18 protein-coding genes and 1 pseudogene are annotated in these 21,366 nt (G+C 37.8%); 11 read left to right on the forward strand and 8 right to left on the reverse strand.

Annotated elements, in window-relative coordinates:
- Position 1 precedes the first annotated feature (1 nt).
- Entirely contained in the window at positions 2-1,855 is a 1,854-nt protein-coding gene (locus tag HZI73_RS04960) for an ABC transporter ATP-binding protein (protein ID WP_212697153.1), read from the forward strand.
- Entirely contained in the window at positions 1,842-3,179 is a 1,338-nt protein-coding gene (locus HZI73_RS04965; RefSeq protein ID WP_212697154.1) for a lanthionine synthetase C family protein, read from the forward strand. The genes HZI73_RS04960 and HZI73_RS04965 overlap by 14 nt, the downstream gene beginning before the upstream one ends.
- A 177-nt stretch (positions 3,180-3,356) precedes the next feature.
- On the opposite strand, the gene HZI73_RS04970 is transcribed toward HZI73_RS04965, so the two are convergent.
- The 6 genes from HZI73_RS04970 to HZI73_RS04995 are packed head-to-tail and all read right to left on the reverse strand — an operon-like array spanning position 3,357 to position 7,718.
- Entirely contained in the window at positions 3,357-4,385 is a 1,029-nt protein-coding gene (locus tag HZI73_RS04970; RefSeq protein WP_246552362.1) for a potassium channel family protein, read from the reverse strand.
- Between the two features lie 21 nt (positions 4,386-4,406).
- Positions 4,407-5,957 carry a polyamine aminopropyltransferase gene (locus HZI73_RS04975; RefSeq protein ID WP_212697156.1) on the reverse strand — a complete coding sequence of 517 codons (1,551 nt, stop codon included), beginning with the start codon at positions 5,955-5,957 and terminating at the stop codon, positions 4,407-4,409.
- A gap of 18 nt (positions 5,958-5,975) precedes the next feature.
- Positions 5,976-6,170 (reverse strand): DUF350 domain-containing protein, encoded by a 195-nt coding sequence (locus tag HZI73_RS04980; RefSeq protein ID WP_212697157.1) that lies wholly within the window; start codon positions 6,168-6,170, stop codon positions 5,976-5,978.
- Between the two features lie 47 nt (positions 6,171-6,217).
- Complete coding sequence (locus HZI73_RS04985; RefSeq protein ID WP_212697158.1) at positions 6,218-6,424, reverse strand: DUF350 domain-containing protein; 207 nt, start codon at positions 6,422-6,424, stop codon at positions 6,218-6,220.
- Between the two features lie 42 nt (positions 6,425-6,466).
- On the reverse strand, positions 6,467-7,159 hold the full coding sequence (locus HZI73_RS04990) for a hypothetical protein (protein ID WP_212697159.1): 693 nt from the start codon (positions 7,157-7,159) through the stop codon (positions 6,467-6,469).
- Positions 7,160-7,193: 34 nt separating this feature from the next.
- Positions 7,194-7,718 (reverse strand): DUF4178 domain-containing protein, encoded by a 525-nt coding sequence (locus tag HZI73_RS04995; protein WP_212697160.1) that lies wholly within the window; start codon positions 7,716-7,718, stop codon positions 7,194-7,196.
- Between the two features lie 232 nt (positions 7,719-7,950).
- Here HZI73_RS04995 and HZI73_RS05000 point away from each other — a divergent pair, with 232 nt between their 5' ends.
- The 4 genes from HZI73_RS05000 (at position 7,951) to HZI73_RS05015 (ending at position 12,409) form a co-directional block, all read left to right on the forward strand.
- Positions 7,951-8,331 (forward strand): type III secretion system chaperone family protein, encoded by a 381-nt coding sequence (locus tag HZI73_RS05000; RefSeq protein WP_212697161.1) that lies wholly within the window; start codon positions 7,951-7,953, stop codon positions 8,329-8,331.
- 39 nt (positions 8,332-8,370) lie between these two features.
- The gene (locus tag HZI73_RS05005) at positions 8,371-9,045 is read left to right on the forward strand and encodes a PspA/IM30 family protein (RefSeq protein WP_212697162.1); all 675 of its coding nucleotides are present in this window, start codon (positions 8,371-8,373) and stop codon (positions 9,043-9,045) included.
- 583 nt (positions 9,046-9,628) lie between these two features.
- Entirely contained in the window at positions 9,629-10,156 is a 528-nt protein-coding gene (locus tag HZI73_RS05010; RefSeq protein WP_212697163.1) for a DUF4489 domain-containing protein, read from the forward strand.
- 39 nt (positions 10,157-10,195) lie between these two features.
- Positions 10,196-12,409 carry a DUF7948 domain-containing protein gene (locus tag HZI73_RS05015; protein ID WP_212697164.1) on the forward strand — a complete coding sequence of 738 codons (2,214 nt, stop codon included), beginning with the start codon at positions 10,196-10,198 and terminating at the stop codon, positions 12,407-12,409.
- A 313-nt stretch (positions 12,410-12,722) separates the two neighbouring features.
- Here HZI73_RS05015 and HZI73_RS26640 read toward each other — a convergent pair whose 3' ends face one another.
- Entirely contained in the window at positions 12,723-12,848 is a 126-nt protein-coding gene (locus tag HZI73_RS26640; protein WP_281418863.1) for a hypothetical protein, read from the reverse strand.
- Positions 12,849-12,903: 55 nt separating this feature from the next.
- Here HZI73_RS26640 and HZI73_RS05020 point away from each other — a divergent pair, with 55 nt between their 5' ends.
- From HZI73_RS05020 to glnA, 3 genes and pseudogenes are all read left to right on the forward strand, one after another.
- Entirely contained in the window at positions 12,904-13,668 is a 765-nt protein-coding gene (locus tag HZI73_RS05020; RefSeq protein WP_212697165.1) for a DeoR/GlpR family DNA-binding transcription regulator, read from the forward strand.
- A gap of 233 nt (positions 13,669-13,901) precedes the next feature.
- A pseudogene (locus HZI73_RS05025) lies at positions 13,902-14,570 on the forward strand (class II aldolase/adducin family protein); the annotation flags it as partial.
- Between the two features lie 339 nt (positions 14,571-14,909).
- Positions 14,910-16,340: a type I glutamate--ammonia ligase gene (glnA, locus tag HZI73_RS05030; RefSeq protein WP_212697167.1), complete on the forward strand. Its 1,431-nt coding sequence runs from the start codon at positions 14,910-14,912 to the stop codon at positions 16,338-16,340.
- A 159-nt stretch (positions 16,341-16,499) separates the two neighbouring features.
- Here glnA and HZI73_RS05035 read toward each other — a convergent pair whose 3' ends face one another.
- Positions 16,500-17,939 (reverse strand): serine hydrolase domain-containing protein, encoded by a 1,440-nt coding sequence (locus tag HZI73_RS05035; RefSeq protein WP_212697168.1) that lies wholly within the window; start codon positions 17,937-17,939, stop codon positions 16,500-16,502.
- A gap of 452 nt (positions 17,940-18,391) precedes the next feature.
- Here HZI73_RS05035 and ltaE point away from each other — a divergent pair, with 452 nt between their 5' ends.
- Positions 18,392-19,420 (forward strand): low-specificity L-threonine aldolase, encoded by a 1,029-nt coding sequence (gene ltaE, locus HZI73_RS05040; protein WP_212697169.1) that lies wholly within the window; start codon positions 18,392-18,394, stop codon positions 19,418-19,420.
- A 22-nt stretch (positions 19,421-19,442) separates the two neighbouring features.
- Positions 19,443-21,359 carry a biosynthetic arginine decarboxylase gene (gene speA, locus HZI73_RS05045; RefSeq protein WP_212697170.1) on the forward strand — a complete coding sequence of 639 codons (1,917 nt, stop codon included), beginning with the start codon at positions 19,443-19,445 and terminating at the stop codon, positions 21,357-21,359.
- The last annotated feature ends 7 nt before the right edge of the window (positions 21,360-21,366 follow it).

Raw genomic sequence — 21,366 nt, forward strand, 5'->3', positions numbered from 1 at the left:
AATGGCTATTCGTAAAGAAGAAGAATCAAGCATCATGTCTGTTGCCAATATCATCAAATCATTTCGTTATTGGCCCCGTATTATGCGGTTGCTTTGGGCAACAAATGCAAAGGGTTTAGTGGCCATCATGGTATTGAACCTGTTTCACGGTGTTTCACCAATCATTGTCTTGATTCTAACAAAGAACTTGATTAATGCCATTACATATTCATGGAATACAGGTTTTAATGTCGTTCTATGGGCATTTGGAGGGTTGGTTGGATTTACCCTTTTAAGTCAATTATTGAGTTTAGCTCAGAGTTACCTAGAGAGCTTATTCAAAGTATTGTTGATGAATAGAATTAATCGATTGATCATGGAAAAATCCATATCTCTATCATTGAAGGATTTTGAGAATGCAGGTGTACAAGATGCCCTTAAGCTTGCACAGAATGAGGCAGGTCATCGGCCCTATCAAATCATGCAACAGATGTTAGCGCTCATTAGTGGTGTCGTTACACTATTTTCAGCAGCTGGTATCCTGATTGTTTTTAGATGGTGGATGGCATTTATATTGCTTATTATTCCTTTTACATCTTTTTATTCTTTTCTAAGGATTGGTCAACAAGAATTTTTACTTCAATTCAAACGCATTCCTAAGATGAGAAAGGCATGGTATTACTCTTTTTTGATGACAAATGATAAAAACTTTAAAGAAGTGAAGCTGTATCAATTGGGGAAATATTTGCTTGGATGCTACAACAAACTCTTTAGAGGCTTTTATTGTGAAGATAAACACATTGCTAAAAAAAGGTTAAACGTGGGTATTCTCTTTCAATTCATTAATCTTATGGTGAATGGTTTAATGATGTTCGTTGTGCTAAGGGCTGCTTTTTTTCAAGAGATAGAAATAGGTACGGTGGTAGCATTAACACAAACCATAACCATGACACAAAGTAATTCACAATCACTTATTTCTGGCATACTTTCATTATGTCAGCATAACCTGTATCTAAAACAGCTTTTTGTCTTTCTAGATTTAAAGGTGAAGAAAGTGGTGAAAGAAAAGTGCGTGGATGTTCCAGCTATTGAGACCATTGAATTTAAAAATGTATCCTTTCAATATCCTGATAATCCCAACTATGCCCTTCGTCATGTCAGCTTCAAGATAAAGCCAGGCGAAACCATTGCCATCGTTGGGCGAAATGGTTCAGGCAAGACCACCCTCATCAAGCTTTTAACCCAGCTATATGATGAATTTGAAGGGGATATTTTGATTAACGGTATGTCCATACGTTCTTTTGATCAAGACGCACTTCGTCAGCGTATGACAGTTGTGTTCCAAGACTTTGTTCAATATGAATTAAACATGCGGCACAATATTGGTTTTGGGCATGTTAACCGTCTTGACTCGGATGATGTAATAATGGAAGCTGCAAAGAGAGCAGGGATCGATTCTTTGGTAGAAGATTTACCACAAGAACTGGATACACAGATTGGGAGATTATTTGAACAAGGTTCTCAGCTCTCAGGTGGACAATGGCAACGGGTCGCTATTGCACGTGCTTTTATGCGTCAAGCCGATGTGTATATTCTGGATGAACCCAGTTCCATGTTAGACCCAGAATCTGAGCGAGATGTATTTGAAAAGTTCAGAGAGTTAATCCATCAACATATAGGCATCTTTATTTCCCATCGTTACACGTCTATTAAGTATGCAGATCATATTGTCATGATGGATCAAGGTAAAGTCATTGAATTGGGAAGTCATCAAGAGCTGATAGCAAAAGACGGTGTGTATGCGTATCTCTATAACATGCAGCTTGCCGCATACAGCGAGGGTGAAAAGGAGGAAGTGCAGTATGATGTGGGCTAGTGTAACAGATAAAGTAATCGGTGATAAGATACAGGGTATCGTCAATGAAGGTGCAAAGAGATTAGTCAACCTTGAACAGATTGAGAAAGATATGCTTACCCTCATACAGGAACGTCAAGCATCAGGAGCTAGCTTTGTGCCTTGGTCTTCTATCGATTTAGGTAGGGGCTATTGTGGGTTTTGCGTGTTATTCGGAATTTTAGACAAGGCTAATCCAGATGATGGTTGGGACCTTATTGGCCATACGTATATGCAGGAAATACAAAAAATAATCATGAAAGATGGTATATCTGAATTTGGACTTTGGTCGGGATTAGCTGGCATCGTTGTTGCAGCAAGGTCCTTATCTCGAAATGGTCAACGCTACAAGCATTTTATGCATGAATTAAATACGTGTTTCATCAATTCCTTTCCAAATATGATGGCATATATGGAATCCAAGCTAGAGGAAGGACCTTCGTTGCATGAATTTGATGTTATTCAAGGTATGAGCGGTATTGGTCGTTATGTGCTCTGTTTTATAGAACAACAACCCATGAGACAAGCATTGGAACAGATTCTTTCCTATATGGTGAAATTATGTGAAGACCGTTCTTATAAAGGGTTAGATGTGCCTGGATGGCTGGTTTCATACGATAGGTATTATGGACATGATCGTGAAGATTATCCAAATGGCCACTTTAATTGTGGCATGTCACACGGCATCCCAGGGGTTCTGGCATTGATGGCCATTGCACTTATGAAAGGTGTTGAAGTGGCAGGGCAGCGTGAAGCCATGGATAAAATTGCTACATGGCTTATGAAGTGGAAAGAACATGATGTTTATGGACCGCTTTGGCCAGCAAGGGTGTCTTGGGAAGAGAATCAGAAAGGAACACTGACATATGTTGTACCACGGGAGGCATGGTGTTATGGAAGCCCCGGTGTTGGGAGAGCACTATGGTTAAGTGGTACGGTTCTTCATAACCATCAGTGGAAGGAGCTAGCACTTGATACCTACAGAGGAACAGCTAGACGACCAGAAGAGAAGTGGCATATTGAATCGGACACATTTTGCCATGGGCGAGCAGGACTGCTCCAAATGGTTCAGCGTATGTATGCCGAAAGCGGTGATGAACTTATTGGTCAGTTACGGGATCGATTATTGGTACAAGTATTGGAACGATGGCAGCCAGATGCACCCTATGGGTATCAAGAAAAAGAGGATGGTGCGATACAAAATATTGCTGGCCTATTAGATGGTGCAGCAGGAGTATTCACCGTATTAGCAGGGATAATGCAAGAAGAGGACCCTGAATGGGATATGATCTTTTTGATTTCATAATCAAACCGTCAAATAACTTCTTCAACTGCAATTGGCCTATAGATCATAAGGATTACCATATCGTCTATAGAGAGATAATAATTTGTTAAATTTGAATTGTCTCCGACAATTTTTCTGAATTCATAGCATTATGAGAGCATAGAGAAGAACCACCTTGTATGATAAAAGGTGGTTCTTCTACAATTTCGTATCCGATATATAGATCATCACATCATCTTTCTGTATCTTACGGTTTTTATCAGGATTTAAATGTACTTTTTTATCGGCAAGACCAAGAATCACAGCGTGGTGATTGACAATGTATTTATTGGATAATTCCGTAAATGTCAGACCTATATCATCTGATTTAACGGTACACTCATAGATTTCGTTACCATATGTATTGGTTAATAATTCTTTTAAAACAAGGCTGACATTTTTATAGACAGCACTTCTAACCATAACACGACTACTCATTTGATTACTTACAATGATGTCGTTTACATTGGCTCGTTCAAAATGAGGAATGTTTTCTTCTGTTAATACTTCGGCTATAATGTGGATGTTTGGGTTTAATTGGTCGATGGCTAAACAAATAAGGACCGATCGGGCATCTGCCATACCGTTGTTATCCTTTAATTTATCATCGGCCACAATCATCGCAATATCAGCTTCACCAATATTGGCCCGTATCAGCGTGTCGTCAACAGTAGGGTCACCATGGACAAAATAGGTATTTTTAGTTTCAAACGTAAGGCGTTCAATTTCGGAGATAATCACGACTTTTCGATCAGGATTATCCACAGTTAACTCGTTTAACATGGTTTCACTTTTTTGATTCCATCCAATAATAACAATATGATTTTTGTATTTTAAATCCACAAGACCCATACCTTCCTTTAATTTATTTTCAACGAAAATGGATGCAACAGCTGCTGTTAGAAAACCAAAGGTACTGATGCCAATTAACATGAGGAGAGTAGCAATAATGCGCCCACCAACTGTTACAGGGAAGTAGTCCCCATAACCAACAGTCGTGGTTGTTACAAATCCCCACCAAAAGGAGTCGGCTAAAGTAAGGTCAGGATTAACGGGACCTTCTACATAATAGTAAACCAATGAACAGACCAATAATGAAATAAGACCAATGCCAAGCAGCTTATATACTTTACTTTTTTCCATGGAAATATGAAGTACTTTAATTGCGTTTAAGAGTACGGTTACCATGTTCATTCTCCCTTATATGGATTAATAACTATGCCAAGCTTTTTGATAATAGGTAATGAGAACAGGATGGGTCAGGCTGTTTATCTGAACCATGTCTTGTTTTTTCATTTCATCCTTACCAAAGACAAAAAGAGCTTGTACAATATCATTGTTGAGATACTGTGTGGGTACGGTTATATCAATATTTTTTATATCAAAATCTTTTTTTGAGGCAAGTGTAAATCCCCAGTCCCCAAAGGATGGCACATACACGTGATGACCAGTCGTAAAAAAGCCTTCTGAAGCAACAGTTTTACGAATACACCAATAGGATTCTTCTGCATAATAAGGGCTGGTGGATTGAATAGAGACCATACCCCCCTCAGCAAGTCGTCCATACACTAAGCGATAGAATACATTGGTATAGAGTTTATTGAGGGATTCATTATTAGGATCCGGTAAGTCCACGATAATCACATTGTATAGTTCATCTGTTATGTCCAGAAATTTATAGGCATCTTGATTCACAATGGTCAGTTTTTCATTATCCAAAGATGCTTCATTTAAACCCTTAATTAATGGATTGGAACGGCAAAAATCAATAACTTCAGGGTCTAAATCCACCAAAGTTATTTTTTCCACATCACCATATTTTAATATTTCTCTAGCCGCTAAACCATCCCCGCCACCTAGAATTAAGACTTTCTCACGATTATCTGTAAGGGACATGGCAGGATGAATGAGCGCTTCGTGATATCGGTATTCATCCTGTGAGCTAAATTGAATATTACCATTAAGAAATAAGCGCATATCGTCACGGTGTTTGGTGACAATCATCCGTTGATATTTGGTTTGTTTACGATAGATAATCTGGTCTCGATATAAGTTATTTTCGATGCGATTAGCTGTTTGGTCAGCGGTAAAAAAGCCTAATAAGATGAGACCTGTAAAGACAATGGCCAATAACTTAAACAGCTTTATCCTTTTAATATAGTCCGCATATTTGAAAATAATGATATTAGCAACCATAATATTAATAAAACCAACAAAAAAGGATGTTTTAATATGCCCTAAATGGGGTAATAAAATAAGAGGAAATGCCACCGACCCAATCAGCGCCCCGACATAATCAAAACTTAACACATTAGCAATGGTCAAACGCAGGTTGTTTTCATTTTCTTCTATAATACGTGTCAAAATGGGTATCTCTAACCCAACTAAAATACCAATAATGATAATGGTACCGTACATGACAATATAGTAGGTATTGGAATAGCCGTATGCTGCGAATAAGAACACAGCCGAGACACCGCCAATAAGTCCTATTAACAATTCAATGGTTACAAACACATCAAACAGGTTCCGCTTGAACCTTCTTGTTATATAAGAACCAATACCCATGGCACTCATAAAGAGCCCGATGGTGATGGAGTATTGCTTAACACTATCCCCTAACAGATATGAACTGATTGCTCCAATAATCAGTTCATAGATAATACCGCATATGGCTATGATGAATACGGCAAAAAGAAGGGGAGTAGCATTAATTTTTCCATCCGTGTTTGTTGAATTAATGCTATCTTTCTTTGTCATATATAATCCCCAATTTTCCTATATCATTGCAGCACTGACAACGATAGCAACGCCAATAAAAATACCAGCAACAGCTAAACCAGCAGCAACATTATGTTCATCAATTTCTTTATTTAAATCAAAAGGTGTAATGATATCAAATACTTTATATCCCAAAGCACAGAAAATCATACCAATTGCAAAGTAGACAATACTTGAAAGAATAGGATCCATTGTATAACCTCCATTCATTGATTAATTTTAGTGACTAACAGATTATCTTATACGATGGCAGCTTTAATGATAATTGCAACTGCAATAAAAATAGCAGCAATGACTGCCCCAACAGCTGGATTTTTTTCTTTGATTTCTTTTGCAAAATCATAAGGCGTAATAAAATCAAAGAACTTATAACCCACAAACATAAGTACCAGTGCTAAGAGAGCGTAAACAACTGTTGCCACAAATTCATTATCTAAAAATTCCATTTGGTGTTCTCCCTTCTATATATATTTTTTGTTATTACATTTTTATTTACCAAAACTCGTACCGCCACCAACTCTTGATTTCGTTCCAGCACTACCTGTTCGTACTGATTTGGTGGTTGTGTTGCTATTTGTTTTTGAACTTTCAGTTCGTATCTTTGATGAAGCATTTTTATCTGTATTGATTTTACTGGAGTTTGTTTTGGTATCTGTAGTATTTGTTGTAGACGTATTTGTAGATGTTTTTACAGGGCGTGCATAGCCTTGGCCATAACGGTTAATATCTCGCCCGTAGTAGCGACTTGCAAGATATGAAGCACTATAAAAAGTAATAATATTACTTCTGTAAGGGCGATATAGACCTTGATAGCCGTTATTATGTACGTATTTTCTAGAAGAAATCTGAATATACGTTTCACCATCTTCATTTTGGTAGATTAAAACATAATAATCATCATAGGTTAACTGAATAGCATCATCGTTATTGAGATCTGTATGTTCCAGTGGGCGGTCTTCACTGATTAAGTATCTTGCGGCTTCAGCTGGACTCATCTTAGTGGAATACACTTTAGCTTTATCAGATCGATCATAGTTGCTGGTTAGACTGGTTGAATAGTTAAAGTTTGGGTTGCTATCAATTTTTTTTGCAAGAGACTTCCTTGAAAGTGACGAAAAAATGATGCTAATGACCATAAAGGACAAGACAATACCCAAGGCAATTTTAACTCCTTTGCTCAATGTTAGAACCTCCTTTCATAAGTGTCAACGCGTATTAATCCCTAGGATAGATTTCAATATTATAATCTTCGATCTCTCTACCAATGCTCATCTCAACTTCACCATTCCATATTTCTATGGAAAGGAGATGCTCACCATCTTCATCTGTATACTCGTAATAATCGACTTCTTCACCTTTAGCGGCTTTGGTATTACCTTGAACCTGTTCTACAATGGCATCGCTGCCTTCCTGCATATAGTAAGTGATACCCTTGTATTCGTATACCCTTGGTGCTTCCGTTGTTATAGCAACCACTTCTTCAAAAAGACTTATTTCAATATCATCATCTTGTTCCACACTTAACCAATAGGTTTTTCTAGCATCTTTAAGCTTATATTCCGTCCATCGAAAACCTTCATCATTAAATTTTATCAACCCATCCACTTCATAATCAACGTCTTCAATGGAAACAATGTCACCTACACGCATATTAAGAACGGTTATCGTATTATCTTTTGCTTCGTTTTTTGCCGTTTTATTGGCTCGTGATATTTTTTTAATTCTGTCTATAAAACCCATGATACATCCCTCCCTTCGTTCATCATCTTCCATATTATCATATCACTTGACAATATTAAAGTTATTTTTTGATATAAAATAGGTGTTTTCATAGCATATGTTATAACAAAAAACTGTATTTCAATCACAAATTGCTATTGAATTCTTAATCCTACCATGTGTATAATAAATATAAGTTGATTGAGTGTCCAATCAATGGGGTATCTATAATCATGAAAAGGAGGTTTTTCCAATGGATGTTAAGCAAAAGATAGAAGGATATATGATCGATATGAACCTATTATTCGAAGAATTAGACGAGGGTACATGGAGAATAGAAGACGACCTAACCCATATTGATAACATTGTTGTAAAAGTTGTTGACCCGATTGTTGTGTTTAGAGTAAAAGTCATGACACTACCTGATAAGAATAGAGAAGCATTATATCAAACCGTATTGGAAATGAATGCTAATGATTTAGTTCATGGTGCATATGCTATAGAGAACGATAATCTTGTGATTATTGACACACTTCAATCAGAAAACCTTGATAAGAACGAGTTTCAATCAACCATTGACAGTATAGGTCTAGCACTTATTCAGCAATACGATACATTAGCACAATTTATTTAATGCATGATCTACCAATCGATTATAAGGAGGGAATAAGATATGGGTATTTTTAACCGTATAAGCACCGTTTTTAAATCCAATGTAAATGACCTTATTTCAAAAGCAGAAGATCCAGAAAAAATGTTAAACCAATTAATCATTGACATGAGTGAGCAATACACAAAAGCAAAAGGTGCCGTTGCTAAGGCAATTGCCGATGAAAAGAGACTAAAAAAATCCTTAGATGAACAAGCAGCCAAAGCAGCCGAGTGGGGTAGAAAAGCCGAACTGGCAGTAGCAAGTGGAGACGATAATCTTGCCATTCAAGCACTTAACAGAAAGAAAGAATACGATCAATTAGTTGAGCAATATACCGCACAATGGCAAGGACAAAAACAAGCTTCTGATAACTTAAAAGCAAGTTTAAGAGACCTCAACAATAAAATAGACGAAGCAAAACGTAAAAAAGGGTTATTGATTGCAAGAGCTAAAAGAGCCGAAGCACAAAAATCCATTCAAAACACCATGGCAGGCCTAAATGACAACAGCGTATTTGACTCATTCTCTCGAATCACAGAAAAAGTAGATACACTCGAAAGCGAAGCTGATGCACAGGCAGAGTTAAATGGTTACATCGCTAACGATGATTTAAATAGTCAATTTGAAAAACTCGAAAATCAAGACGGCGCTGTGATGGACGAATTAGCAGCACTTAAAGCAAAATTAGGTAAATAGAAGTATAGACTAATTAAATATTATTTTCAAAACAGAGGTAAGCTCTTTATGGGCTTGCCTCAGACTGTCGACAAAGCCTGAAAAACATAAACACCCAACGAAAGTTAAGTAAAACCATATATAGGTGACGGTATTTCTGCCCAAGGAAAGCCATTTTTTGATGATTTAAATGCATGTTCTATTGCATTAAATGCAAACAAATAAGATAAACAGCGTCATGTCGCTACATAGGACGACTATCTATAAATGAAAACTTCAGCTCAGCCAAGCTGAAGTTTTTTCATACCCCAATTTACAACCCTCCATGTATCTCATTCACCAATCAATGCATCCTCCATATATTGAACAATAATATATTTACAGCATGATGCAATATTAACAGATATAGGACATATTATGTTAAGCATAGGTTAATAGAAAAGGGGTTACAGCCATAGGGCATAACCCAAGCAAGCCTGGGCAATAGTGAAATCATTTAAGAAAAGCACATAACTTTCACAACGGCATAGTATGAATGGGAAGAAATATAGGTATCTTAAATGAAAGAAAAGGATTGATTTTATGATGAGAGGGGGTTTATAGCTTGAATAAAAAAGATGGTGATAGAAGTAAGTATTGTGACAGAGTAAAAAATAAAAGGTGTGCTAAAAGAGACTTACGCCGTTCTTGCCCTAAGAAAGCATTCATAGAATGTGGTGTACCCAGTGGAGCCATAAGTTTTTTGAACACAGGCCAAACGATAAATACCAGCCTTGTAACGGTAGACATCTCTAGTTTTATCAAACCAGCAGTTGATATTCATTTCTCGAATGAAATTGAAGTGATATTGCAGCCAGATGACAGTGTGACACCTCCAGAGACTGCCGAAGTTGAACTTCAGTATGACTTAGTGTGCAGACCCGATGATGGAATCAATACAATTGTAGGGAGTTGGACATATAAAAGACTTCTAACAGTTAATGACTTGACACCAACGGACGCTCAGCGTTTAAAAACGTCGGATACATTTAGCTTCAATAAATGCCTATTCCCAGAACCTAGTAAGGGCTGTATCGAGTATTTTGTTACAATAACAGCCGTTACCATAAGTGTTAATAATGAAATCGTATAGGCCGTTATAGCCGCATGAAAATTGAAGGAGAGAGATTCAATGTCTATTATAGGTAATGCATCTGAAGAGAAAAAAGACACCAAGACAGTTCTTACAGCTAAAAAAGATAACGTACGGCATAATATAAGCAGACTACCCATGTACTTTATCCCTAACGCAGGACAGATTGATTCAAGGGTTAAATACTATACCAAAGGAAGAAACATTGGTTTTTATTTTACAGAGGAAGAAGTAGTATTGAGCTTTATTAAGGAATCATTACAAAAAGATACGAACAATAAGGATACAATGGAAAAAGATTTATCTGAGAATGAAGAGGATGAGCAACGCATAGCTTTAGCTATGCATTTTATTGACGCTAATCCAGATGTAAAGATTGAAGGGCAGATGAAGGACACTGGAAAAGTCAATTATTTTAAGGGAAATAATTCTGAGAAATGGTTCACCGATTTATCCACCTATAGGAAAGTAGTCTATAAGAACCTTTGGAAAGGTATAGACTTGGTATTCTATGGAACAAATGGTCAACTAAAATATGAATTTATCGTGTACCCAGGAGCAGATTATCAGGACATCGTATTAAGCTATGAAGGCTCCCATGACATATCCCTAGACCATGAAGGTAATTTATTAATCAAAAATGATTGGGGTGTTTTAGTTGATAAGGCTCCTTTAAGCTATCAGGAAATTGAGGGAAGAAAACAATTACTCCATAGCAGCTTTGTTGTCAAGCATGGTGATAACAGTGTCTATTGTTTCGAAATAGGAAAGGACTATAATCCAAATTATCCTATTAGGATAGACCCAGGACTTATATACTCTACTTATATTGGAGGAAATGCAGCTGATCAAGGCACTGGCATTGCAATAGACAGTAGTGGTAATGCCTATGTAACAGGTATAACGTCTTCTTTAGATTTTCCTACTACAACAGGTGTTTTCCAGCCAACTTTTGGCGGGGGGTTTAGCGATGCATTTATATCAAAGCTGAATAATGAAGGTACAGCTCTCATTTACTCGACTTACCTTGGAGGAAGTGGTGCTGAATTTGGTTCTTTTATAGCAGTAGATAGTGGGCGTAATGCCTATGTGACAGGACAGACCTCTTCCTTAGATTTTCCAACCACAGCAGGCGTTTTTCAGCCAGGTTTTGGAGGGGGACCACAAGATGCATTTGTAACCAAGTTAAATGCTACAGGTACAGCTCTCATTTACTCGACTTATCTTGGAGGCAGTGGTTTTGATGCCGGTTCGAGTATATTAGTTGATAATGCCAATAATGTCTATGTGACAGGTGGTACTTTTTCCGTGAATTTTCCAGTAACTGCAGGGGTTTTTCAACCAGTATTAGCAGGAAGTCAAGATGCCTTTGTAACCAAAATTAATGCGATGGGCACAGCTCTCATCTACTCCACCTATCTTGGCGGAAGTGGTTCTGAGTCAGGGGTGGATATAAAAATAGATAATGGGGGCAATGCCTATGTAACAGGGCTGACGACTTCTGCAGACTTTCCAACAACTGCGGGAGCTTTTCAGACGGTGTTTGGGGGAGGAACCTTTGATATATTTGTTACAAAAATAAACCCTACAGCTACAGGTCTTGTTTATTCCACCTATATTGGGGGAAACATGAGTGATAGAGGTTTTAGTATAGCAATAGACACTACGGGTAATGCCTATGTGACAGGAGAGACGGATTCATTAAACTTTCCAACAACACCAGGCGCTTTTCAGCCGGCCTTTAGCGGGGGGATTGTTGATGCATTTGTAACAAAGCTAAATGCTGCAGGTTCGGCTCTCATTTATTCCACCTATCTTGGTGGAAGTGATACCGATATAGGAAATGGAATAGCCGTCGATAGCGGGGGCAGTGCCTATGTGGCAGGACCTACTTGTTCACCAAATTTTCCAACCACTAAGGGAGCTTTCCAACGAAATTTAGCTGGAAGTAATGACCTCTTTATAACCCGATTAAATGCTCAGGGCACAGGCCTCATTTATTCTACCTATCTTGGAGGAACAGATAGTGAATCGGGCGGTAGAATAGCCATCGATAACAAAGGCAATGCCTATGTGACAGGACGAACCTTTTCATCAAATTTTCCCGTGACAGAAGGAGCTTTTCAAACAATGCTTGCAGGACAATCAGACGTATTTGTTTCAAAAATTGATACGGAACTGATCATATCGCCAAAGATAAGGGTAAGGAATCAAAATATGACCGCTATGGTTTATGAATCTGATTCAAATTAAGCTCAGTTACCCTTACTTCAAAGCTCATACAATTTTTACACATAAAACTAGGGGGCTGTCTCATAAAAGCACTATATTGACTCTATTTTGTTTTTATGAGACAGCCCCTTTTGTTATTTTTATATTTTAGCTATTGACAAACGAAACGTCCCCATGACATGCCGAGAATATGACAAGCGAAACGTCCCCTTGTCATACCCTTGTCATATGATAATGTGATATGAAACACAGCTTAACCTTCCGTCTTACACAAGGCGAAAGCAATAGGGTAGTGATTGCGCAGACCGGCTGTCAAGGAAAGGCAAGCAAATCACTACCCTATTGCTGTAGCCGTCCCCAATAACCAACGACTACCTATTGCCACAGCCATGCCAAAACCAACAACCAATGCACCATAATTTCCAAACAACAAATATCCCTTGCACTTATCCCCATCCATGCTATAATTAAACCAAGCAAAACAACAACACCAAAAGGTGAGAACAGGTGGTTTTATGTTAGCAGTTGATCGAAGAAAGAGAATCCTAGAAATCATTCAACAAAAAGAAAGCGTTAAAGTACCAGACCTAAGCCAACAATTCAGCGTCACTCTAGAAACAATCCGACGCGATTTAGAAAAACTCGAAAAAGAAGGACATGTCAAAAGAAGTTACGGCGGTGCAACCCTTAACACAAGCACCAACGAAGACATATCCATCAACATTAGAGAAGTAACCAACAAAGAAGACAAAAACCGCATTGGCAAGGCCGTAGCAGACCTGATTCAAGATGGCGATACCATTATGATGGATGCCAGCACCACAGCACTCTACGTCGCCAAATACTTACAAGACAAAAAAGTAACCATCATCACCAATGCACTAAAAGTGCCCATGGTATTAGCCGGTAAAAATAACATGGACATAATCTCAACAGGCGGTACCCTCAAAAGCTCATCCCTATCCTTTGTAGGTCACATAGCCGAATCAGTCATTGAAAAATACCATGTCAATAAAACCATTATCAGTTGCAAAGCCATTGATCTGGAACATGGTATTATGGAACCCCACCAATTGGAAACAGAAGTCAAAAAGAAAATGATACATGCCAGTGAACAGGTTATCTTGGCAGTTGATAGCAGTAAATTTGGTAAAAAGTCATTTATTAAAGCCTATCCTATAGATAAAATAAGTACCCTAGTAACCGATATGGATTTATCCCATAAGTGGATAGAAACCTTACAGAATAATCAAGTAACGTTAATCAAAGTAGAACGTTAATGTACTATAAACAAAATTACCTGTATAGGTAAGCATGTACAAAAGCAAAAGTTTTACCCAAAACATAGAAAACAAAAAACAACAAAACAAAGCAGTGTAATAACAACATGTATTATGCTGTTTTTTTATGTGTTTGTGTTGACTTAAGTCTGTTTGTTTGCTAGTATTAAATAAAAGAAAGATAATAAAAGAAAAAACAAGAAAAACAAAAATGCTCTAAGAGGAGGAATAAGATGTTAGGTGAATATGATGTTAAAAAGCAAATATGTGACATAGGAAAAAGAATTTATGATAAGGGGATGGTAGCAGCTAATGATGGTAACATCAGTGTAAAAATGGCAGCTAATGAATTTCTTTGCACACCAACAGGTGTCAGTAAAGGTTTCATGACACCCGATATGATATGTAAAGTAGACATAAACGGTAAGGTATTGGAAGCAGGCCAACCATACAAACCCTCTTCAGAAATCAAAATGCATCTTCGGGTATACAAGAAAAGACCCGATGTAACATCCGTCGTTCATGCACACCCAATGTATGCTACCGCATTTGCTGTTGCTGGTATGCCATTAACACAGCCGATTATGCCAGAGGCCGTTATTTTATTAGGATGCGTGCCTATTGCTGAATACGGTACACCTTCAACGGAAGAGATTCCAGATGCAGTAGAGAAGTATTTGCAAAATTACGATGCCGTGTTACTTGCCAATCACGGTGCATTAAGCTATGGCGATAGCCTTATCAATGCCTACTACAAAATGGAAAGCTTAGAATTCTATGCCCAATTGTTATTTATCGCTAAGCAGTTAGGCGGACCAAAAGAATTAACCCGTGACCAAGTGCAGACGTTGTACAACTTACGTTCAAGCTTTGGCTTAACAGGGAAGCACCCAGCTAACTTATAAAACCATTGATTGCTCACTACAATCCTTACAAAATGGACTATTGGAAAGGTAACTAACCAACAGTCCATTTTATTTTTTTGCGTTATTTCGACCCATCTTAGACAAGATATATGATATAACGACAGGAGTATGCATAAAAAAGTATTCCTAAAGAAATATTAATTTTAAAAAGAAATATTTTGGAAAACAATTTTTATAATTAGTCTTTATTGTAATATGAGTTCATTTGTTTTAAAATGCATATACAGAAACAAACGGATGTGAAAAAAAGATGTATAACATACGTTTTGTCGTTAGGGTTTTTGAAAAATAAAATGATTGAATTGGGGTATGTTTATGTTTAATAATATGCAAGAGTTAAAAGACTATTGTGTGGATAATGACATAAAAGTCATTGATTTCAAGGTGATTGATCTAGCAGGACGTTGGCATCACTTAACCATCCCAGCAGCACGTTTTACAGAAAAAACGTTAGAGGATGGTATTGGATTTGATGGTTCAAGCTATGGCTTTTTAACCATAGAAAAATCAGATATGGTTTTTATACCTGACTTAAGCAGCGCTTTTGTAGACCCTTTTAATGAAGTACCCTTATTAACCATGATTGGTAATATCTACGCTATTGGTGATAAGGTAGAGCGTTTTGAAGGGGACCCAAGGTATGTAGCTGAAAAAGCCGAACGATACATGAAAGAAACCGGTATTGCTGATAAGGCAAAATTTGGTCCAGAATTTGAATTCTATATTTTAGACCATATCTCCTATAAATCTTTACCTAATCATATGGAAGTATACTTAGATGCTGAACAAGCTGAGTGGAACATGGGTAATAAGGATAGAAAGAATCTAGGTTTTAAAGTGGGTCGTCATAAAGGATATCATGTGGACATACCTTATGATGTGAATTTTAATCTAAGAAATAACATGGTCTTGATGTTAGAAGAAAACGGTGTACCTGTTAAATACCATCATACGGAGGTTGGAGGACCTGGTCAGTTAGAGATTGAACTGTCCTTTGGCGGGTTACTGGAGATGGCAGACCGGACCATGTTAACCAAATATATATTGAAAAATGAAGCCATACGCAATGGAAAGACCGTTACCTTTATGCCCAAACCTATATTTGGTGAAGCAGGTAATGGTATGCATGTCCATTTTCAATTATTTAAAGATGACGAACCTATTTTCTACGATGCAAAGGGTTATTCTGGATTAAGCCAAACAGCTCTTTATGCCATTGGGGGTATATTAAAACATGCCCCAGCTCTCATGGCATTTACTAACCCAAGTACCAACTCCTATAAACGTTTGATTCCAGGCTATGAAGCACCTGTTAGTATTTGTTATGCAACAGCTAATCGAAGTTCTGTTATACGTATCCCCGGTTATGCTAAGAAACCGGATACAAAACGTTTTGAGTTCCGTCCATCTGATGCAACAAGCAACCCCTATTTGGCTTTTTCAGCTTTGATGATGGCCATGCTTGATGGTATTCGTCATAGGATTGATCCTGTAGAAGAAGGTTTTGGTCCCTATGATGTGAATATTTTTGAGTTGCCTGAAGAAGAAAAAGCAAAGATTAAAGGGTTACCTAGGTCTTTAGAAGAAGCAGCTGATGCTCTTGAAAAAGATCATGATTTCTTATTAGAAGGCGGTGTATTCTGTGAAGGTATTATTCAGAATCAATTAAAAGCCATCCGTAGGGATGCTTCCAGAGTAACGATTATGCCTAACCCCATTGAGTTCGAGATGTATTTTGATCTATAGATAGTAACTTTAAGGAGCTATTCTGTCAATGTATTTACCAATGCATGTACTTGTTTGGAAGGGTAAATATATTGATGGGGTAGCTCCTTTAGTTATTGTTCATATGTTTTTTTAGACCAATGATTCTATGAAGATGGAAACCTTATTCTTAAATCATTTTTATTCGTCACTATCTATTGTATGACCTTTTATATGCATGGGTTGCTCAGGAGCATGGAATCCATGATAAATCATAAAATCCACGGAAATAGTATTGTCTTCAAAATGGACCATGTATTCGTCGGTATAAGTGGCTTCCACATAGCGAAAAACAATCTGGAGTGTATCCGCTGATTGCCAACGTGCCATGGCGCGTATCTTTTCTTTAAACCCAAAATCATTATCGATCATGCTTTCTTCCCAATGAGATAGACCAATGGGTATGCATGTTGTTTGCTGAGAGGTTGTTAAAGTTAAAAAGAGTTTTTCTTCTTCCAATGCAAAAGTCATAGCTTGCAAGTGTTTATCATTAGGCGTTAAAGCATAGGTATTGCCATGAATATTCTTCATAAGAGGTGATGTGACATGACCCTCTAAGTGATAATTAAGGGAACTGTTTTTCTGTTGCAGATGTTCATAGGCGTCTGTATGCTCCAGTGAATGAGGATGTATAGCAGGTAGTAGATGTGCCCATACAGCATTGATAACATCCGGCATATTATCCACACCAGCTGTTGTGACAATCACCGTATCCTTATCTGGTAGAACAATACAAAATTGTCCAAAAGCACCATCTCCACGATAAGCATCATGACCGCAACGCCAGAATTGATAACCATAGCCTTGGTCCCAGTCACTACCATCGTCTCGATTGGTTGCCACTTGATAAGCAGTTGCTTCTCGGACCCAATCAGCAGGTATCAGTTGTTGACCATCCCAATGTCCCTCTTGCAAATAGAGCTGTCCAAACTTGGCAATGGCTTCTGTTGTGAGGCTAAGTCCAAAAGCTCCGAAGTTAATACCCTTAGGACAACTATCCCACTCACAAGTAATCCCTAATGGTTCAAATAAACGTGGGCATAAAAATGCGTGAAGGGACAGGTTAGTTACCTTGGTAATGATAGCAGATAACATGTATGTGGCCATGTTATTATACAGGAAATAAGAACCTGGTTCATGGACGACCTTTTCTTCAAAAAAACATTTTACCCAATCCTTTTCATCATTCCTAAAAATGCGCACAATAAAATCTTCAGCATGTCCTGTATTCATGGTCAAAAGATGTTTAATGGTCATCTTCTCGAAATGTTTATCAACTTCATCCAATAAGTAGCCGTCAAAAAAGGATATGACAAGGTCATCCAATTGAATAAGACCTTCCCCTATAGCTAATCCAATAGCAGTAGATGTAAAAGATTTGCTCAATGAGTTTAATATATGGGGTTCATCATCTCGATAGGGTTTCCACCAAGCTTCTGATACCACATAACCATGTCTTAAAACCATATAACTATGAAGTTCTAACTGAGAGGCTTCAATAGCCTTAATGAATTTAAGAATACCATTTGAATCAATACCTTGTTTCTCAGGTGTGCTTCTTTTTAAACACATTTGTTTCATGTTGTATCCCCCTTATTGCTTAATACGTAGCATACAATTATTATAGCACAACACGTTCGTTTTTTCATTGATAACGTTCGTTTAACACTGGGATTATAGATTTATAAATCTAATGAAAATGTCCTAACGTACAACTTTTTAAGGGACTATAAATGTCTATTTCATGGACGAATAACTTAAAGCTTAAAAGTATGATTTAGTCCTCTAATAAGTGGTATAAAATTTTATCATACGCATATTGTCATCTTAATCAGAGATATGGTATGATATATCCTATAAATGAGCAATTTACATATAAATCACTTGAGAATTAGAAGTAGAGGTGAAGGTTATATGCTAAGTTGTAGAGCCAAAATTATACCAACTGATAAGATAAATGGTAATTATATGGATTAAAGAAAGGATTAGCTTCATAATCATGAGAAAATGAAATAGAAATTGGGGGAATTTAGATGATTGACTTAAGAAGTGATACGGTTACAAAACCAACGAAAGCCATGCGAGAAGCCATGTATAACGCCGTGGTCGGTGATGATGTATACGGTGATGACCCATCGGTGAATGAACTAGAAGAGTATGCGGCTCAATTAATCGGCAAAGAAGCAGCCCTCTTTGTCCCAAGTGGCACATTTGGCAACCAACTTGCTCTGTTAACCCATTGCCAAAGAGGTGATGAGGTATTACTAGGTGATGATTGTCACATTGTGCAGCATGAGGTAGGTGCGGCATCAGTCATTGCAGGGGTACAGCTGCGTACATTAGTCAGCGATAAAGGGGTATTGGACCCTGAAGACATTTGCAGTAAAATCAGAGAAGAAGAGTTGCACTATCCCAGAACAGGGCTTATCTGCTTGGAAAATGCCCATTCCATTGGCAGAGTTATTCCTCTAAGCAACATGGCATCCATTAAAGCTATAGCCGATGAAAGAGAAGTACCTGTCCATATGGATGGAGCGCGGTTATTTAATGCAACCACCTATCTACAGGTTGATGTGAAAGAGATCACACAACACTGTGATACAGTTATGTTTTGCTTATCCAAAGGGTTATGTGCTCCTGTGGGCTCTATTCTAGCAGGGAGTCAATCATTTATTGATAGGGCAAGAAAAAATAGAAAACTCATGGGTGGTGCCTTGCGTCAAGCAGGTGTGATTGCAGCTGCTGGACTTGTTGCTTTGAAGGACATGCGTTCATGTCTAAAAGATGACCATGATCAGGCATTATACATGGGTAAGCAGTTGGCTGAGCTTGAAGGCGTCACAGTTTTTATGGAGGATATTCATATTAATATGGTCTTCTTTAAAATAGAAAAACCCGTTGATTATGATGCTCTTGTTACTTATTTTTCAAATGCGGGTATCGCCATTAACGGTCATGAGCATGGTATCATGCGATTTGTAACCAATCACGGTATCACACAAGCAGATGTGGATACAGCAGTGACCACATTAAGAAATTTTTTGAAGGAGCATTTCCAGTAATATTGATGGAAGGAAAGTGACAATGAATCGAGTAGAATTATTGGGACGATGGACCAAAGAAAAATCAGAAGAACTATATGGCATTAAGAATTGGGGAAGAAAATATTTTTCTGTATCTGAAAAAGGTGAGGTGCTTATTAATCCTTTTAAAGACCCAGAGTCAGCTGTTAGTTTGAAAGACATCGCAACAGGTGTAACAGATAGAGGACTGGATATGCCTGTCTTACTACGTTTTGAAAATATTCTAGATGCACAATTGTCTTATTTAAATGAATCCTTCAATGATGCCATAAAAAAACTTCATTATAAAGGGCGATACCAAGGGGTTTATCCTATTAAGGTGAATCAACAACAACAAGTGATACAAGAAGTGACGAAATTTGGTCAACGTTACCACCACGGTTTAGAAGTTGGCAGTAAACCAGAGCTCATTGCGGCACTTTCGGAGATGAAAGATAAAGAAGCTTGTCTCATTTGTAACGGCTATAAGGATGAAGAATTCATTGATTTAGGTCTATATGCCATAAAAATGGGATTCAAATGTTTTTTTGTCATTGAAATACCTGGAGAATTAGACCTTATACTAAAGCGGGCAGAAGCATTACATGTTCAACCCAATATTGGCATACGTATAAAATTATCTTCCAAAGCTGGTGGACATTGGACGGAATCAGGTGGTGATAGAAGCATTTTTGGGCTGAACATGTCCCAAATCATTGCCATTGTAGACCGTTTAAAAATAGAAAACAAAATAGAATGTTTAAAACTCATGCATTATCATCTGGGCTCTCAGATTCCAAATATCCGGGATATACGGACAGCTGTTCAAGAAGCAGCCAGAGTCTATGCAGAACTGGTAAAAGAAGGGGCACCCATGGGTTATATTGATCTTGGTGGTGGACTTGCTGTTGATTATGATGGTTCCAATACCAATTATACCAATAGCAGTAATTACAGTGTAGAGGAGTATTGTACCGATATCGTTGAGGCAGTCATGACGGTAATGGATAGTTCACAGATTGAACACCCTACCATTATCACAGAATCCGGTCGTGCCCTTGTAGCCTATTATTCGGTACTGTTATTTAACGTGCTGGATGTAGCCACTTTTGAAGAACATGAAATTCCTGCCCAATTAGACCCGTCTCTACCAGAGGAAGTCCATTATCTCCATGAGGTGAATCAAAAATTAACCGTTAAGAACCTGCAGGAAACCTATAACGATATTCTATATTATCGTGATAACATTCGAAACATGTTTAATCATGGCAGGATTAGCTTAAGAGAACGGGCTGTGTCCGAGAAGATTTTTTGGAATACCCTTCATCAGATTGTGGACAAGAAAAACAAGTTAAAATTCGTACCAAGTGAACTAATGGATCTTGAATCAGCCATAGCCGATATTTATTATTGCAATTTCTCCGTATTTCAGTCCATTCCAGACAGCTGGGCTATTGATCAGCTGTTTCCAATTATGCCCATTCATCGCTTATTGGAATTACCTACAAGGAATGCTGTCATAGCGGATATAACATGTGACTGCGACGGCAATATTGATAAGTTTATTGATTTACACGACATGAATAATACACTGCCACTTCACCCTTTAAAAGATACAGAAGATTACTTTATAGGAATTTTCTTGGTAGGTGCTTATCAAGAAACATTGGGGGATTTGCATAATCTCTTTGGGGACACCAATGTGGTGAGTGTGAAACTTAATGGCGATGGCACCTATGATATTGTGAATGAGATATCAGGGGACAGTGTTCAAGATGTGCTAAGCTACGTGGAGTTTGATACAAAAGCCATGCGGATGAAGTTTAGAAAAACGGCTGAAGAAGCGGTGAAGATGGGGCTTGTTACACCATCGGAACGACGTATTATCATGCAGTCTTATGAAAATGGATTGCTGGGATACACATACTATGAAAGATAAGAGGTAA

It is taken from the genome of Vallitalea pronyensis, from assembly GCF_018141445.1.
Lineage (GTDB): Bacteria > Bacillota > Clostridia > Lachnospirales > Vallitaleaceae > Vallitalea > Vallitalea pronyensis.

Excerpts from the sequence above, each read along its gene's own strand:
- HZI73_RS05000 (WP_212697161.1), top strand. The coding sequence starts at position 7,951 with ATGGATGTTAAGCAAAAGATAGAAGGATATATGATCGATATGAACCTA.
- HZI73_RS04965 (WP_212697154.1), top strand. The coding sequence starts at position 1,842 with ATGATGTGGGCTAGTGTAACAGATAAAGTAATCGGTGATAAGATACAG.
- HZI73_RS26640 (WP_281418863.1), bottom strand. The coding sequence starts at position 12,848 with ATGGATGGGGATAAGTGCAAGGGATATTTGTTGTTTGGAAATTATGGT.
- HZI73_RS05035 (WP_212697168.1), bottom strand. The coding sequence starts at position 17,939 with ATGAAACAAATGTGTTTAAAAAGAAGCACACCTGAGAAACAAGGTATT.
- HZI73_RS04995 (WP_212697160.1), bottom strand. The coding sequence starts at position 7,718 with ATGGGTTTTATAGACAGAATTAAAAAAATATCACGAGCCAATAAAACG.
- HZI73_RS05015 (WP_212697164.1), top strand. The coding sequence starts at position 10,196 with ATGTCTATTATAGGTAATGCATCTGAAGAGAAAAAAGACACCAAGACA.
- HZI73_RS05020 (WP_212697165.1), top strand. The coding sequence starts at position 12,904 with ATGTTAGCAGTTGATCGAAGAAAGAGAATCCTAGAAATCATTCAACAA.
- glnA (WP_212697167.1), top strand. The coding sequence starts at position 14,910 with ATGTTTAATAATATGCAAGAGTTAAAAGACTATTGTGTGGATAATGAC.
- HZI73_RS04960 (WP_212697153.1), top strand. The coding sequence starts at position 2 with ATGGCTATTCGTAAAGAAGAAGAATCAAGCATCATGTCTGTTGCCAAT.
- HZI73_RS04975 (WP_212697156.1), bottom strand. The coding sequence starts at position 5,957 with ATGACAAAGAAAGATAGCATTAATTCAACAAACACGGATGGAAAAATT.
- HZI73_RS04980 (WP_212697157.1), bottom strand. The coding sequence starts at position 6,170 with ATGGATCCTATTCTTTCAAGTATTGTCTACTTTGCAATTGGTATGATT.
- HZI73_RS05005 (WP_212697162.1), top strand. The coding sequence starts at position 8,371 with ATGGGTATTTTTAACCGTATAAGCACCGTTTTTAAATCCAATGTAAAT.
- HZI73_RS04985 (WP_212697158.1), bottom strand. The coding sequence starts at position 6,424 with ATGGAATTTTTAGATAATGAATTTGTGGCAACAGTTGTTTACGCTCTC.
- ltaE (WP_212697169.1), top strand. The coding sequence starts at position 18,392 with ATGATTGACTTAAGAAGTGATACGGTTACAAAACCAACGAAAGCCATG.
- speA (WP_212697170.1), top strand. The coding sequence starts at position 19,443 with ATGAATCGAGTAGAATTATTGGGACGATGGACCAAAGAAAAATCAGAA.
- HZI73_RS04970 (WP_246552362.1), bottom strand. The coding sequence starts at position 4,385 with ATGGTAACCGTACTCTTAAACGCAATTAAAGTACTTCATATTTCCATG.